Source organism: Streptomyces sp. NPDC102258 (assembly GCF_055584685.1).
Window position 1 is genome coordinate 1 of record NZ_JBVJLO010000017.1, and the last position, 15170, is coordinate 15170.

13 protein-coding genes and 1 tRNA gene (1 of these 14 running past the window's edge) are annotated in these 15170 nt (G+C 71.0%); 6 read left to right on the top strand and 8 right to left on the bottom strand.

Going from position 1 to position 15170, the window contains the following annotated elements; translation table 11 throughout:
* The first annotated feature begins 81 nt into the window (after positions 1–81).
* Entirely contained in the window at positions 82–282 is a 201-nt protein-coding gene (locus ACZ6ZT_RS25370; RefSeq protein WP_469722206.1) for an acyl-CoA carboxylase subunit epsilon, read from the top strand.
* A gap of 198 nt (positions 283–480) precedes the next feature.
* Here the strand turns inward: ACZ6ZT_RS25370 and ACZ6ZT_RS25375 are convergent, their stop codons facing one another.
* The 8 genes from ACZ6ZT_RS25375 to ACZ6ZT_RS25410 form a co-directional block, all read right to left on the bottom strand.
* On the bottom strand, positions 481–1062 hold the full coding sequence (locus tag ACZ6ZT_RS25375) for a GTP-binding protein (RefSeq protein ID WP_037792108.1): 582 nt from the start codon (positions 1060–1062) through the stop codon (positions 481–483).
* Positions 1043–1618 (bottom strand): DUF742 domain-containing protein, encoded by a 576-nt coding sequence (locus tag ACZ6ZT_RS25380; RefSeq protein ID WP_469722207.1) that lies wholly within the window; start codon positions 1616–1618, stop codon positions 1043–1045. Before ACZ6ZT_RS25380 ends, ACZ6ZT_RS25375 begins: the two co-directional genes overlap by 20 nt.
* 93 nt (positions 1619–1711) lie before the next feature.
* A complete protein-coding gene (locus ACZ6ZT_RS25385; protein WP_030037347.1) occupies positions 1712–2125 on the bottom strand; it encodes a roadblock/LC7 domain-containing protein in 414 nt (137 codons plus the stop codon).
* 10 nt (positions 2126–2135) lie between these two features.
* Positions 2136–5324, bottom strand: coding sequence for a sensor histidine kinase (locus ACZ6ZT_RS25390; protein ID WP_469722208.1), 3189 nt, complete (start codon positions 5322–5324; stop codon positions 2136–2138).
* 292 nt (positions 5325–5616) lie between these two features.
* Entirely contained in the window at positions 5617–6201 is a 585-nt protein-coding gene (locus ACZ6ZT_RS25395; RefSeq protein WP_469722209.1) for a GTP-binding protein, read from the bottom strand.
* Positions 6182–6574 carry a DUF742 domain-containing protein gene (locus ACZ6ZT_RS25400; RefSeq protein ID WP_469722210.1) on the bottom strand — a complete coding sequence of 131 codons (393 nt, stop codon included), beginning with the start codon at positions 6572–6574 and terminating at the stop codon, positions 6182–6184. The genes ACZ6ZT_RS25395 and ACZ6ZT_RS25400 overlap by 20 nt, the downstream gene beginning before the upstream one ends.
* Positions 6575–6726: 152 nt before the next feature.
* Positions 6727–7140 carry a roadblock/LC7 domain-containing protein gene (locus tag ACZ6ZT_RS25405; protein WP_008739864.1) on the bottom strand — a complete coding sequence of 138 codons (414 nt, stop codon included), beginning with the start codon at positions 7138–7140 and terminating at the stop codon, positions 6727–6729.
* A gap of 9 nt (positions 7141–7149) precedes the next feature.
* Positions 7150–11043 carry a nitrate- and nitrite sensing domain-containing protein gene (locus tag ACZ6ZT_RS25410; RefSeq protein ID WP_469722211.1) on the bottom strand — a complete coding sequence of 1298 codons (3894 nt, stop codon included), beginning with the start codon at positions 11041–11043 and terminating at the stop codon, positions 7150–7152.
* Between the two features lie 579 nt (positions 11044–11622).
* Between ACZ6ZT_RS25410 and ACZ6ZT_RS25415 the strand changes: the two genes are divergently transcribed.
* The 5 genes from ACZ6ZT_RS25415 to ACZ6ZT_RS25435 all read left to right on the top strand — a co-directional run.
* Positions 11623–11811: a hypothetical protein gene (locus ACZ6ZT_RS25415; RefSeq protein WP_469722212.1), complete on the top strand. Its 189-nt coding sequence runs from the start codon at positions 11623–11625 to the stop codon at positions 11809–11811.
* A gap of 98 nt (positions 11812–11909) precedes the next feature.
* Positions 11910–12716, top strand: coding sequence for a fumarylacetoacetate hydrolase family protein (locus ACZ6ZT_RS25420; RefSeq protein ID WP_469722213.1), 807 nt, complete (start codon positions 11910–11912; stop codon positions 12714–12716).
* Positions 12709–14184, top strand: a complete 1476-nt coding sequence (gene gltX / locus ACZ6ZT_RS25425; RefSeq protein ID WP_469722214.1) for a glutamate--tRNA ligase — start codon at positions 12709–12711, stop codon at positions 14182–14184. Before ACZ6ZT_RS25420 ends, gltX begins: the two co-directional genes overlap by 8 nt.
* Positions 14185–14298: 114 nt before the next feature.
* Positions 14299–15027, top strand: a complete 729-nt coding sequence (locus ACZ6ZT_RS25430) for an HAD family hydrolase (protein ID WP_469722215.1) — start codon at positions 14299–14301, stop codon at positions 15025–15027.
* Between the two features lie 95 nt (positions 15028–15122).
* Positions 15123–15170: transfer RNA gene (locus tag ACZ6ZT_RS25435), tRNA-Glu, on the top strand; it runs 150 nt beyond the window's last position.

The window sequence follows — 15170 nt, forward strand, 5'->3', positions numbered from 1 at the left end:
TCCGCACCAAGCACGCCGACCTGCCGTCCCGCAAGCACGGCAACCCGCCCCAGTAAACGAGCGAAAGGAGACCCGCCACCGATGAGCACCGCTACGGACACCCTGCTGAAGGTCGAGAAGGGCAACGCCGAGCCCGAGGAGCTGGCCGCGATCACCGCGATCCTGCTCGCCCGCGCCGCCGCCACCCCGGAAGAGGCCGTCACCACCGGCCGTTCCCAGGCCGGCTGGCGCCGCCTGGAGCGCAGCCGCGGCTTCCAGGCCCCGCACAGCTGGCAGGGCTGACCCGCACGCACCACCGCACCACCCGACGGCCGCCCGGCCGCACCACCGCCCCCCCGGGGCGGGGGCGCGACGGGCGGCCGTCCGGCGTTCCAGGGGCCCGGCGGGCCCCGTAAGGCCGGAACGGGGGCACGGGGAAGCACAGAGCGCCGGGACCCCCTCACGGGGTCCCGGCGCTCGGGCGTACGCGGCGTGTGCCGCTTAGCGCAGACGGGCCATCAGGGCGTGCTCGACCAGGGTGATGAGCGCGCTCTTGGCGTCCGCGCGGTGGCGGGCGTCGGTGGTGATGATCGGCGCGTCGGGGCCGATCTGGAGGGCCTCGCGCACCTCCTCCGGCGTGTACGGCTGGTGGCCGTCGAAGCCGTTCAGGGCGATCACGAACGGCAGGCCGCTGTTCTCGAAGTAGTCCACGGCCGGGAAGCAGTCCGCGAGGCGCCGCGTGTCGACGAGGACGACGGCGCCGATGGCGCCGCGCACCAGGTCGTCCCACATGAACCAGAAGCGGTCCTGGCCCGGCGTACCGAAGAGGTACAGGATCAGGTCCTGGTCCAGGGTGATGCGGCCGAAGTCCATGGCGACCGTGGTGGTCGTCTTGTCACCGGTGTGGGTGAGGTCGTCGATACCGGCCGAGGCGCTGGTCATGACGGCCTCGGTGCGCAGCGGGTTGATCTCGGAGACCGCGCCGACGAACGTGGTCTTGCCCACGCCGAAGCCGCCCGCCACCACGATCTTCGCGGAGGTGGTGGAGCGAGCCGCTCCGCCGTTAGAGCTTGCGAAGTCCACTGAGCACCCTTTCGAGCAGTGTCACATCTGGCTGGCCGCCGGCAGACTCGTCGCCGCCGGGCTGGTGAATGGCGACAAGGCCCGCCTCCGCCAGGTCGGCGACGAGGATGCGGGCGACACCAAGAGGAATGGAGAGAAGTGCCGAGATCTCCGCGACGGATTTGATCTCCTGGCACAGGCGGCAGATGCGCTGGTGCTCGGGCAACTGCCCTTGCAGCCGCGCGGGATCGGCCGTGGTACTGACCAGCGCCTCGATGGCGAGCTGGTAGCGCGGCCGGGTACGGCCGCCGGTCATCGCGTACGGACGCACCAGCGGGTTGTGCGCCTTCGGCGCCTGCGGCCGGGAGCCGCGCACCGGCTGTTGCGCGGGACGCTGCTGCTGCGGCGGTTGCTGCTGCGGCGGCTGCTGGGGCTGCTGCCCGTACGGCTGCTGCTGGTAGGGGTTGTGCTCCGGCATCGGCCGGCTCGGAGCCGAGGGGAAGTTGAATCGGTTCTGGTCGTGCCCACCCTGCGGCTGCTGCGCGCCGCCATAAGGATGACCTCCGGGTGTTGTCACGTTTCCTCCTCCGACTCCAAGAACGCAGTACTCCCTGTGGAACCGCGCCACCGCACCTTACGGGGCGATGACGCGAAACACACTGTCCGTCTGTTAGTTGAGAAGGCTTCCCTGCAGTTCCGCGCGCAGGTCCGGGGTGAGGACGCTGCCGGCACGGTCCACGAGGAGGGCCATCTCGTAGCCCACGAGGCCGATGTCGCACTCGGGGTGCGCGAGCACCGCGAGCGAGGATCCGTCGGAGACGGACATGAGGAAAAGGAATCCCCGGTCCATCTCCACGACCGTCTGGTTGACGGCGCCGCCCTCGAAGATGCGGGAGGCTCCGGCGGTCAGCGAGGTCAGACCGGAGGCCACGGCCGCCAGCTGATCGGCGCGGTCGCGCGGGAATCCGTCGGACATCGCCAGAAGAAGGCCGTCGGCGGAGACCACCACCGTGTGGGACACCCCTGGGGTGTTGTCCACGAAGTTGGTGATCAACCAGTTCAGGTTCTGTGCCGCCTGGCTCATCGGGCTCACACTAACGCTCCTGGTCATAGCTGTTACTTGACTGCTCGGAACCCGCGCTGCGTCCCTGCTGGACACCCCGGCGCAGGTTGCTCAACCTGCCCCGGACGTCCTCCGGTGCGCGGGAGACCTGGGGGCCGCCCTGCGGGGTCGTCTCCGCAGCGCCCTCGACCAGGTTGGCCTTGGGCACCCGCCGAGGGAGACCGGACGGGGTGACCCCGCCCGCCTTCGGCTCACGGAGCTTGCCGGCCTGCTGCCAGCGCTCGTCGTTGCGCGAACGCCAGGCGGCGGTGCCTTCTGTTTCCTCAGGCGCCCGCTCCGCCTCAGCGGGCTGCTGCTGACGCTGCGGCCGCTGTTCGAAGAGGGATCCGGAGGACTCCGCTTCCTGCTGTGCCGGCTGCCACTGCTGCTGGCTGCCGCGTCGCGGCAGGCCCGCTCCGGTCATCTGGTGACCGGTGTCGGCAGCGGCGCCCGGACGGTCGAAGCCTACGCGTTCCCGGGCCGGTTCGGGAGCGGCCGGGGATTCCGATTCGGCCGCGTACTCCTGCTGGTGGGAGACGGGGAAGGTGTTCTGCGCGGGCCACTCGGCCTGCGCGGACTGCTCTGCGTAACCGCCTTCGTACGCCTGAGCGGGCTGCTGCTGGTCCTGGTAGCCGTCTTCCGGATAGGCATAACCCTGCTCCGGGTACGGCTCGTAGGCCTGCTGCTGCCGGTCGTCCTCGTACGCGGGTTCGTACGCGGGCGCCGCCTGCTGCTCGTAGCCCTGGTACGGCTGGTACGCGTGCTCCGGCTGAGGTTCCGGATACTCCTGGCCGGGCTGCTCCTGCTGGTCCTGCGGGTAGCCCAGCTGCGCCTCCAGCTGCGCCCGGCGCTCCTCGCGGCCCAGGGACCGTACGACGGGGTCCAGGGGCGGCTCGGCGCCGTTCTGGCCGCCCTGGGGGTCGTAGCGCGAGTCGTCGAAGCCGAGTTCGGCGGCCGTGCGCAGCGGGGCGGGCTGCTGGGCCTGCTGCTGCGGAATGATCGAGGAGACCGTGAAGTCGTCGTCCGGGATGCCCTCGCCACCGCCACCGTGGGTGATGGCGTCGGGGAGCATCACCAGCGAGGTGGTGCCCGCGGCCTCGCCCGAGGGGCGCAGCTGGACGCGGATGTCGTGGCGGTTCGCCAGCCGGCCGACCACGAAGAGACCCATGCGCTGCGATACCGCGGCGTCCACGGTCGGAGGGTTGGCCAGTTTGTGGTTGATGTCCGCGAAGTCCTCGGCGGTGAGGCCGATGCCCTTGTCGTGGATCTCGACCATCACGCGGCCGTCGGGCAGTCGCGTGGCGTTGACGCGGACCTTGGTCTGCGGGGAGGAGAACGTGGTGGCGTTCTCCAGCAGCTCGGCGAGCAGGTGCACGAGGTCGGTCACGGCCTGGCCGTGGATCTCGGCCTCGGAGACGCCCGAGAGCTCGATGCGCTCGTACTGCTCCACCTCGGAGGAGGCGGCGCGCAGCACGTCGACGAGGGGCACCGGCTGGTCCCAGCGGCGGCCCGGGTTCTCACCCGCGAGGATGAGCAGGTTCTCGCCGTTGCGCCGCATGCGGGTGGCGAGGTGGTCCAGGCGGAAGAGGTTCTCCAGCTGGTCCGGGTCCGCCTCGTTGTTCTCCAGGTCGGTGATGAGGGTCAGCTGGCCCTCGATCAGCGACTGGTTGCGCATGGAGAGGTTGGTGAAGATCGCGTTGACGTTCCCTCGCAGGAGCGCCTGCTCGGCGGCGAGCCGGACCGCTTCCCGGTGGACCTGGTCGAAGGCGCGGGCGACCTCGCCGATCTCGTCCTGGGAGGTGATCGGGATCGGCTGCACCCGGGTGTCGACCTTGCCCGGGTCGGTGCGCGAGAGCTGGTCGACGAGCATCGGCAGGCGCTGCTCGGCGATGTCGAAGGCCGAGCTGCGCAGGCGGAGCATCGAGCGGCTCATCTGGCGGGCCATCATGCCGGCCAGGATGAAGGCGGCGAGCAGGGCCACGACCACGATGGCACCGGTCAGGATGGCGTCGCCGCGGGACTTGTCGGACACCGCGACGGCGTCCTTGACGGCGTTGTCGAGGAGGTCCTTCTCGATCTCGGCGTAGCCGTCGAACTTGGCGGTGGCCGCGGCCTGCCAGGCGGGGGCGGTGGTGCCGGCCAGGGCGAGCTTGGCGGGCTTCTCACCGCTGGCTATCGCCTCGGTCATGCCGGTGAGCGCGGAGCCGTTGACCACGGGCGGGGCCTTGAAGGTGCTGCCGGACTGCTCGGCGGCCGTCTTGGCGGCGGCGAGCTTGGCGGCGCCCTCCTGGGACTTCTTGCCCATGACCTCCTTCAGCCGGTTGGTGTCCTCGTCGGTGCCGGCGGCGACGTACTCGCCGATGGCTATCTCTTCGAGGTAGGCGTAGGAGGAGAAGGCGACGAGCTGGGCCTTGCGGACGTTCTCGTCCTCGCTCGGGCGCACCAGCAGGTGCGTGCCGACGGAGCGCTGGAGCGAGTTGGCGGCCTTGGCCAGCTCGACCGCGTAGACCATGCGGCCGTAGCTGGTGACGTTTCCGGTGCCGAGGCCCAGTTCGTTGGAGAACTGCATGAGGTAGTGCTGGACCAGCACGTACCCCTCTTCGGTCGGGATGGGGCCGGCCTGCGCGGGGAGGTTCTTCTTGGGGGTCTCCGGGACGGCGTAGGCCGTCTTGCGGACCTGCTCCAGCTTGGGCTCCTCCTCGCGGAAGAGCTGGAGGCGGCGCTCCAGACCCTGCTTCTTCGGCAGGTTCTTGACCGCCTCGCCGAACTTGGCCTTGGCCGCGTCGGTGGCCTCGTAGGCCTTCGTCACGGCGGCGTTGTTGCGGTCGTTCTTCAGGAGCGGCTCGGCCGTCAGGTCGCGCTCGTTGAGCAGGGCCTGGCCGTACTCGGTCGCGGCCTGGACGATCCGGGCGGTCTGCTCGGCGTCCTTGGCCTCGTTCCAGTTGTCGATCGAACCCTTCACCTGGAAGCCGCCCATGACCAGTCCGACGAGGACGGGCACGAGGAGGATGGCGTTCAGACGGGTCGGCACGCGCCAGTTGCGCGGCGAGAGCTTGCTGGTGCTCCCGTTGCGCACGGGTGGTTCCACGGGCACGTCGACGGGCGACGAGGCCGCGCGCGGCGGCGGGGTGAAGTTGCCGCGCGCGGGTTCCTCCGCGGGGCTTGAGTTGCTTCGCCTCACTCGACCAACAACCTCTCGGCGGTACTACTAGCTAGTTCGTTGAATTCCAGCATGGCCAACCGCCCTGTTCCAAACAGTAGAAACCGGCCGTTCCTAGAGCCTTATGACCCACATAAACCGGACATAAAGAGCGAGCTGCGGCATAAACAGGGCCAGTTGTGCGCGCTGCGGCACCGGCCGAACGCGCGCTGTGCCCAACTGGCCGCAATTCTCTGTCGAAACGTTATGAACGGCAGAGGCGGGCCGTGTCCTATGACACAGCCCGCCCCGTCGTTACCCCTTGTAATCCGTGCTACTTGAGACGCGCCATCAGCGCGTGCTCGACGAGCGTGATGAGCGCGCTCTTCGCGTCCGCGCGGTGGCGGGCGTCGGTGGTGATGATCGGGGCGTCCGGGCCGATCTGCAGCGCCTCGCGGACCTCCTCCGGCGTGTAGGGCTGGTAGCCCTCGAAGCCGTTGAGCGCCACGACGAAGGGCAGGCCGCTGTTCTCGAAGTAGTCGACCGCCGGGAAGCAGTCCGCGAGACGGCGGGTGTCGACCAGCACGATGGCACCGATCGCGCCGCGCACCAGGTCGTCCCACATGAACCAGAAGCGGTCCTGGCCCGGCGTACCGAAGAGGTACAGGATCAGGTCCTGGTCCAGGGTGATGCGGCCGAAGTCCATGGCGACCGTGGTGGTCGTCTTGTCACCGGTGTGCGTGAGGTCGTCGATGCCCGCGCTCGCGGACGTCATGACGGCTTCCGTCCGCAGCGGGTTGATCTCCGAGACCGCGCCGACGAACGTGGTCTTGCCCACGCCGAAGCCGCCCGCCACCACGATCTTCGCGGAGGTGGTGGAGCGAGGAGCCGCTCCGCCGTCAGAGCTTGCGAAGTCCACTGAGCACCCTTTCGAGCAGCGTTACATCCGGCGTTCCGCCGGCCTCTCCATTGCCCGGCTGGTGGATGGCCACCATTCCGGCCTCCGCCAGGTCGGCGACGAGGATCCGGGCGACACCGAGCGGCATCGACAGCAGTGCGGAGACCTCCGCGACCGACTTCACCTCGCGGCACAGGGTGCAGATGCGCTGGTGCTCGGGGAGCAGGCTGGAGAGGTGCATCGGGTCGGCCGTGGTGCTGACCAGCGCCTCTATGGCGAGCTGGTAGCGGGGCCGGGTGCGGCCGCCGGTCATCGCGTACGGACGCACCAGCGGCTGGTCGCCTTCCGAGTACGCATCTCCGTACGCATCGGGATAGGCGGGGGGCGGGGTCATGGATCCTCCGGGCTGGACAGCAGTGGTCAGCGTGCCGTCTGACGGGGCGGCCGGTGGGGGGACGTGATGACGGCCTGTCGGGGGTACTGGGTTCCGGGTGCGGGGTGCCCGGCCCCCCGGCCGGAAGTACCGTCCGGCCGGGGGGTGGCGCGTCAGATGAGCAGGCTTCCCTGCAGCTCCGCGCGCAGGTCCGGGGTGAGGACGCTGCCGGCGCGGTCCACGAGGAGGGCCATCTCGTAGCCCACGAGGCCGATGTCGCACTCGGGGTGGGCGAGCACGGCCAGGGACGAGCCGTCGGAGACGGACATGAGGAAGAGGAATCCCCGGTCCATCTCGACCACGGTCTGGTTGACGGCGCCGCCCTCGAAGATCCGGGAGGCCCCGGCGGTCAGCGAGGTCAGACCGGAGGCCACGGCCGCCAGCTGGTCGGCGCGGTCACGGGGGAAACCTTCGGACATGGCCAGAAGGAGTCCGTCGGCGGAGACCACCACCGTGTGGGACACCCCTGGGGTGTTGTCCACGAAGTTGGTGATCAACCAGTTCAGGTTCTGTGCCGCCTGGCTCATCGAGCTCAACTATCGCTCCTGCTGGTAAGTGGGGTCGATGTGGTAACTGCCGGTCGCGGGGCCGGTGGTGCCGGCCTGGCGCCCCTGCTGGATACCGCGTCGGAGGTTGGTGAGACGGCCGCGGACGTCGTCCGGGGCGCGCGATACCTGCGGGCCCGCCTGGGCCTCGGCCTGCTGCTGCGCGGTCCCGGCGACGAGGTTCGCCCGCGGTACCCGGCGGGGCAGCCCCGAGGTCGTGATGCCGCCGGCGGCGGGCTGGCGCACGCGCTCGGCCTGCCTCATCAGCTCGTCGTTCGGGGACGACTTCCAGCTCACCGTGGGGGTGCTGCCGGTGACCGCCGCGGCGGGCTCGGCCGCGAACTCCTGACCCCGCTGCGGCAGATGCTGCTGCGGAGCCGCCTGGGCGGACTGCTGGGGCTGCCGGGGTACGGCCGGTGCCTGCCCGGAGGACTGCGCGTCCTCCTGGTGGAACCAGTTCGACTCCAGCGTGTCGAAGATCGGGCTGCGGGCCTCGCCGGTGTGCTGCGAGGGGGCCGGCGGCAGCGCCTCCGGCTGGTGCGCCTGCGGCGCTCGTGGCGCCTCGGCCCGCGGCAGGTCGGCGCGCGGAGCCGGCCCGGGGGCCGGGGCGTAACCGCCCTGCTGCTGCGTCTGCTGGGCCTGCTGCTGCGGAGCCTGGGGCCGCTGCTCGCCGTAACCGCCGATGCCGGGGCCGCCCGGGCGGGCGAACTGGCCGGTGGCGGCAGGGTCCAGCGGGCCGCCGAGCTGCGGGCGCTCGAACTGGCCGGTGGCGGACGGGTCCGCCGGGCCGCCGAGCTGGGGGCGCTCGAACTGGCCGGTCGTGCTGTTGGCCGGGTTCGGGGTGCTGGCCTGCGGGCGCGGGGCGTTGAAGTCCGGACGGGCGAACTCGGCCGTGGAGCCGGGGCCCGACAGCTCGTCGTGCCCGCGCGGGACCTCCTGGCCACCCTGGCCGGCGCCCCAGCTGGTGCCCTGCGGCAGCCCGGCGGGGGAGGTGCCCGCACCCGGAAGCTCCGGGCGGGGGGCGCCGCCGCGCGCCGGCAGCTGCGGACGCCGGCGCTTCACCGGGGCCTGCGGGGCGGACTGCTGCGGGGACTGCTGAGCCTGCTGGGGCTGCGGCTGCTGGGCCTGCTGGGGCTGCGGCTGCTGCCCCTGCTGGCCGAACTGCCCCGGCTGCTGCTGCGGCTGCGGCCGCTCGAAGCCGTTGCCCTGCGGGAACCCGGCGGGAGCCGAGACCGGAGGCACCCCGGCCGGCCGCGCCTGCGGGCCACCGCCGAGAAGGCCGCCCTGGCCGCCCTGGCCGCCGCCCGAGGGACCGCCCTGGCCGCGGGCCGGCAGCGGGGCGCCGGCGCCGAAGGCACCCTGGCCCTGCGCCTGGCCGGTGGCACCGCCGGGACCGCCCTGCGGACGCTGCCCGGGGCCGCCCTGCTGCGAACGCTGCTGCTGGCCCTGGCCGCCCTCGCGCCCCGGCAGCGCGGCACGCTGGCCACCGCCGGAGACCTGGCCGCGCTGCTGGCCGGCGCCCACGGGGGGACGCGTACCGGCACCGGGCACGGACGTCTGCCCGCCGGGGCCGCCCTGGCCGCCCGCGGGGCCGCCCTGACCACCCTGGCCCGGCATCGGACCCGGCTTCTTGCCGCCCTGGGCGACATCCACCGGGAGCATGACGAGAGCCGTCGTACCGCCCGAGTCGGAGGGGCGCAGCTGGATGCGGATGCCGTGTCGCAGGGACAGGCGGCCGACCACGAAGAGGCCCATGCGGCGGGAGACGGAGACGTCCACGGTGGGCGGCGAGGCGAGCCGCTCGTTGATCGCGGCGAGGTCCTCGGGGGAGAGGCCGATGCCGGTGTCGTGGATCTCGACGAGCACCCGGCCGTCCGGCAGGGCGTGACCGGTGACCTTGACCTTGGTCTGCGGGGAGGAGAACGAGGTGGCGTTCTCCAGCAGCTCGGCGAGCAGGTGCACGAGGTCGTTGACGACGCGGCCGGCGACGTCGGTGCCGGGCACCGACGAGAGTTCGATGCGCTCGTACTGCTCCACCTCGGACGCCGCGGCGCGGAGCACGTCGACGAGCGGGACGGGGCGGGTCCACCGGCGGCCCGGCTCCTCGCCCGCGAGGACGAGGAGGTTTTCGCCGTTACGGCGCATACGGGTCGCGAGGTGGTCGAGCTTGAAGAGCGAGGACAGCTGGTCCGGGTCGGCCTCGCGCGACTCCAGCTCGGAGATGAGCGAGAGCTGGCGCTGGATGAGGCCCTGCGAACGGCGCGAGAGGTTGGTGAACATCGCGTTGACGTTGCCCCGCAGGAGGGCCTGCTCGGCGGCGAGGCGGACGGCCTCGCGGTGCACGTCGTCGAAGGCCGCGGCCACCTGGCCGATCTCGTCGCGGGTGTGCAGGCCGACGGACTCCACGGAGGTGTCCACGTCCTGCGGGTCCGACTCCGAGAGCTGCTTGACGAGCTCGGGCAGACGGTCCTGGGCGACCCGGGTCGCGGTGTCCTGGAGGCGGCGCAGCGAGCGGATCATGGACCGGGCCATGATGAAGGCACCGACGAGCGAGACGCCGAGGACGAGGAGGATCAGGGCACCGTTGATGATGGCGTCCTGCTGCGACTGGCTCTTGAGCTCGCGGGCCTTCTGCTCCATGTCCTCGAGCAGGGTGAGCTCGATGACGCCCATCGCGCGGACTTTGGTGTCGTCGTTGTCGTACCAGTCCATCCAGGACCGGTTCTTCTCCTTGCCGAACTGCCCCTGGGTGCTCAGCACGCGGCGGGCGTAGTGGTCGGCGGTGCTGATCTCCGTGTTGCCGTCGCCGAGCGCCGCGAGGAGCTCCTCGGGCTTGCCCTGGTAGACGAGCTCGAAGGTCTTCTTCTGCTGGCTCTCGCCGCGCAGCGCGGAGAGCGCGTAGAGGCGGTCGTTCTCTTCCAGCTTGCCCGGCTTGTCGTTGCTCTCGGGCAGCGAGGCGGCGATGATCGCGCGCTGGATGGAGGCGTACTCCTTGGCGGAGGAGAAGGCCGCGAGGGCGCGGGTGCGCTTGATCATCTCGGGGCTGGAGGTGGCCTGGGCCATGTCCTGCGAGAGCGAGAGGAGCGAGACGATCAGCGCGTTGTACTCGGTGACGGTCTGCTGGGCGCCGTTCTGGTACGCCTTCTTGCGGATGTCCTCGATGCCGGTGAGCTGGCGGCCGATCTGCAGGATGTTGTTGCGGATCGACTTGAGGGTCTCGTCCTTGTCCTGCGCGTTGTCGACCTTGTCGGTCGCGGCGGCGAAGGCCTTGGCGGCGGCGTCGGTCTGGTCGCGGACGCCCTGGACCAGGCTGCTGGGCTTGTCGGCGGGCGGCTTGTCGGGGCCCTTGGCCGCGGCGTTGGCGACCGACAGCGGGCCCGCCGACTTGTCCCGCTCCTCCTGGAGCATGGCGGCCAGGTTGGTGGCCTGCCGGGTCATCGTCGTCAGCAGCTGCATGTGCTCCAGCTGGGCGATGTCGTTGAGCGAGTCGTTGATGCGGAAGCCACCGAGCGTGGTGGCGGCGACGACCGGGAGCGTCAGCAGCGACACCAGTCGCGTGCTGATGCGCCAGTTCTGCAGGGCGAGTCGGGAACCGGGCCCACTGGGGGCCTTCGGTATCGCGGTCTCGGTCTCGGCCGGCTCGGCGCCCTTGCCCTTGGCCCGGGCGGGCTTGGCGGCCTTGGCGGACTTCCCGCGGCCCTTCGCCTTGGCCGGGCCCTGGGCGACGGGGCCCGCTCCCTCGGCAGCCGGCCCGCGGTTCTGGGCGTGCTGGGGTGAGGAGCCACGGTCGGTCCCGCCGCGCGGCTCCTGCTCCGGCGCAGCTTCCCCACGGCCCTGACGGGCTTGGGGAGACCCCTTGCCATCCCTCTTGAATCGTCCCTGCACTAGCGTCGCAACCTCTGGACCAGGCGTCCCGCCGGGTGAGCGGTGGGACGGTGTCGAGTCGTGGGGCACTGACGGCCCCATGGTGGTCGTCGGTGACCGGCGCGTCTCCCTCTCCTTGCCACCGCGCTCGGCGCTGTCTCGCGCCACCTGCGCGCCGGCTGATTCCCGCGGCGGTCCCGCGAATTCCAGCACAGTGGGGGATCTCCAACAAGGTGCGCGTGTCGCCCCGGCGAGCCGGTCACGGCTTGTGACGGACGAGCTACGCGATGTGGAACCACTATCGGGATGAATCGGACTTACGCCAATCAAAGCTTGCGTCTGGCAAGGTGTCCCAGTCCTCATGATCAGGAGCGGAATGGCTTATTCAGTGGGGCAATGTCCGTTTCGCCACGTGGAATTGACTGCGCGTTATGCCCGGAATGCCCGGTCATTGGTGAGCAAACTCACATGGCCATGGCCATTACTTCCCGGTTCGGCCGGGGATTCAGATGTTTAGCCTTGCCCTTTGAAGGGTTGGCGCCCCACCCGGCGCATCCGACAACCGTCACCCCACGAGCGAGCCGAGGGCCCGAGACTCCGATGAAGACGACGATGATGTTCCGCAACATAGCCAACCCCCGCCGCACCACCCTCGCGCACCTCAAGGACGCCGAGGAACTGCAGGCGGCCCCGGCCATCCCGGAGCACTCCGTCGAGCTGCCGGCCCAGACCGCCAACCCGCGCCGCACCATCCTGATGGACGCGCCCGTCGCCGCCGCCGCGCAGTAGGCGCCCCGGCCGGGGACGCGAAGCGCCGTCGCCCGCCGCGTTAGCCTGGAGTCCGCAGACTCCAGCCAGCGGAAATACCAGAGGGGCAGACGCAACACGTGCGCATCGCCAGGTTCTCGATCGACGGAAACGTCGCCTTCGGCGCGGTCGAGGGCGACGCCGCCCCCGGCGCCGGGTCGGAGCTCGTCCTCGACATCATCAAGGGCATCCCCTTCGCGGACTTCGAGCTCTCGGGCACGAAGGTCCCGCTGAGCAAGGTCCGGCTGCTGCCGCCCGTGCTCCCGAACAAGGTCGTGGCCGTCGGCCGCAACTACGCGGAGCACGCGGCGGAGCTGGGCAACGCCATCGTCGACGATCAGGGCCGCCCGGACGCGCCGATCACCTTCTTCAAGCCCTCCACCTCGGTGGTCGGCCCGGGTGACCCGATCACGTACCCCTCCTTCTCCCAGGACGTCCACCACGAGGCCGAGCTCGCCGTGGTCATCGGACGCATGTGCCGCGAGGTCCCCAGGGAGCGCGTCAAGGACGTGATCCTCGGCTACACCTGCGCCAACGACGTCACCGCCCGCGACGTCCAGCAGCGGGAGAAGCAGTGGGCCCGGGCCAAGGGCTTCGACAGCGCCTGCCCCCTCGGCCCCTGGATCGAGACCGACCTCGACCCGGGCGACCTCACCATCCAGTGCACCGTGAACGGCGAACAGCGCCAGCTCGGCCGCACCAGCGACATGGTCCGCTCCGTCGAGGACCTGATCGTGCACATCAGCGAGGCCATGACCCTGCTCCCGGGCGACGTCATCCTCACGGGGACCCCGGCCGGAGTCGGCCCCCTCAACGTCGGCGACGAGGTCGCCGTCACCATCGAAGGCATCGGCACTCTCACCAACAGGGTGATCAAGCGTGGCTAACGCGAACGTCCGCGTACGTTTCTGTCCCTCCCCGACCGGCAACCCCCACGTGGGCCTGGTCCGCACCGCCCTCTTCAACTGGGCGTACGCCCGCCACCACGGCGGCACGTTCGTCTTCCGCATCGAGGACACCGACGCGGCGCGCGACTCCGAGGAGTCCTACACCCAGCTGCTCGACTCGCTGCGCTGGCTCGGCTTCACCTGGGACGAGGGCCCCGAGGTGGGCGGCCCGCACGCCCCCTACCGCCAGTCCCAGCGCATGGACATCTACGCGGACGTCGCCCAGCGCCTGCGCGACGGCGGCTACGCGTACGACTGCTACTGCACCACCGAGGAACTGGACGCCCGCCGCGCGGCCGCCCGCGCGGCCGGCAAGCCCTCCGGCTACGACGGCCACTGCCGCGAGCTGACCCGGGTCCAGCTGGAGGCGTACCAGGGCGAGCACCGCCCCTCGATCGTCCGCTTCCGGATGCCCGACGAGACCATCACCTTCACGGACCTGGTCCGCGGCGAGATCTCCGTCACCCCGGAGAACGTCTCCGACTTCGGCATCCTGCGGGCCAACGGCGCCCCGCTGTACACGCTCGTCAACCCGGTCGACGACGCGCTGATGGAGATCACCCACGTCCTGCGCGGCGAGGACCTGCTGTCCTCCACCCCGCGCCAGATCGCCCTCTACCGGGCGCTCATCGAGCTCGGCGTCGCCAAGGGCGTCCCCGAGTTCGGCCACCTGCCGTACGTCATGGGCGAGGGCAACAAGAAGCTCTCCAAGCGCGACCCGGAGTCCTCGCTCAACCTCTACCGCGAGCGCGGCTTCCTGCCCGAGGGCCTGCTGAACTACCTCTCGCTGCTGGGCTGGTCCTTCTCCAAGGACCAGGACGTCTTCTCCATCGAGGAGATGGTGGCGAAGTTCGACCTCCCGGACGTCAACGCCAACCCGGCCCGCTTCGACCTCAAGAAGGCCGAGGCGATCAACGCCGACCACATCCGCCGCCTGGACCCCAAGGCCTTCGCGGACGCCTGCGCCCCCTGGCTCACCGCCCCGTACGCCAACTGGGAGCCGGAGGACTTCGACCCCGAGGCCTGGGAGCGCATCGCGCCGTACGCCCAGACCCGGGTCACGGTCCTCTCCGACATCACGGCGAACGTGGACTTCCTCTTCCGCAAGGAGCCGGTCGAGGACCAGGCGTCCTGGGACAAGGCCATGAAGGGCGAGCCCGCGGCCCTGCTGACCACCGCCCGCGAGAACCTGGCCGGCGCCGACTGGACGGACCCGGAGTCCCTCAAGCAGGCCGTCCTGACCGCCGGCGAGGCCCACGGCCTCAAGCTCGGCAAGGCGCAGGCCCCGGTCCGCGTGGCCGTCACCGGCCGCACGGTCGGCCTGCCGCTCTTCGAGTCCCTGGAGATCCTGGGCAAGGAGCGCTCGCTGGCTCGCATCGACGCGGCGCTGGCGAAGCTCGCCGCCTGATCCGCACCCCGTGCAGGGGGCGGCGGCCGACCCGGCCGCCGCCCCCTGCGCCGTTGTGCGGCAAGCCGTGGAAAGGCCGCCCGGGGCGGCGCCCGGGGGCGTACGCTCGCCGGTATGCCGATCCGCGCCGTGCTGTGGGACATCGACGACACCCTGTTCGACTACACGGGTGCGGACGCGGCGGGGCTCTCCCGGCACCTCGTCGAGGAGGGCCTGGGCGGACGGTACGGGTCCCCGGCCGAGGCGCTCGCCCTGTGGCGCCGTTTCACCGAGCTGCACTGGGCCCGCTTCGCCGCCGGCGAGGTCACCTTCGCGGGCCAGCGCCAGGACCGGGTGCGGGACTTCCTGGACTCCCCTGCGCTGACCGCCGAGCGGGCCGACGCCTGGTTCGAACGCTACGTCGCGCACTACAAGGCCGCCTGGGCGCTCTTCCCGGACGTGGTGCCCGTCCTGGACGCCCTGGCCCACCGCTACCGGCACGGCGTGCTCTCCAACTCCTCCGCCGTCAACCAGGACCCCAAGCTCCGCCACCTCGGGCTGCGCGACCGTTTCGACGTACTGGTCTGCGCCGCCGAGCTGGGCGTCAGCAAGCCGGACGCCGCCGCCTTCCTCGCCGCCTGCGAGGCCCTCGGACTGCCGCCCGGCCAGGTCGCGTACGTGGGGGACCAGCCGGAGATCGACGCGCGGGGCGCCCGCGACGCCGGGCTGGTGGCGGTCTGGCTCGACCGCGACGGCGGCCGCGGCCCGGGCCCGGCGGGCGTGCACCGGATCGCCGGACTCGACCGTCTGCCGGAGCTGCTGGCCGCAGATACCCGTTTTGGAGCACGGTCAGGCATCCGGTAATGTTCTTTCTGCGCCGCCGGAGCGGGCCGAGAGGCCGGACGCGGAGGCGCTAACCAAACGAAAGCCCCCCAGGGGGTTGAAGTTCGGTGGGCTATAGTGTAATTGGCAACACGAGGGTTTCTGGTTCCCTTATTCTAGGTTCG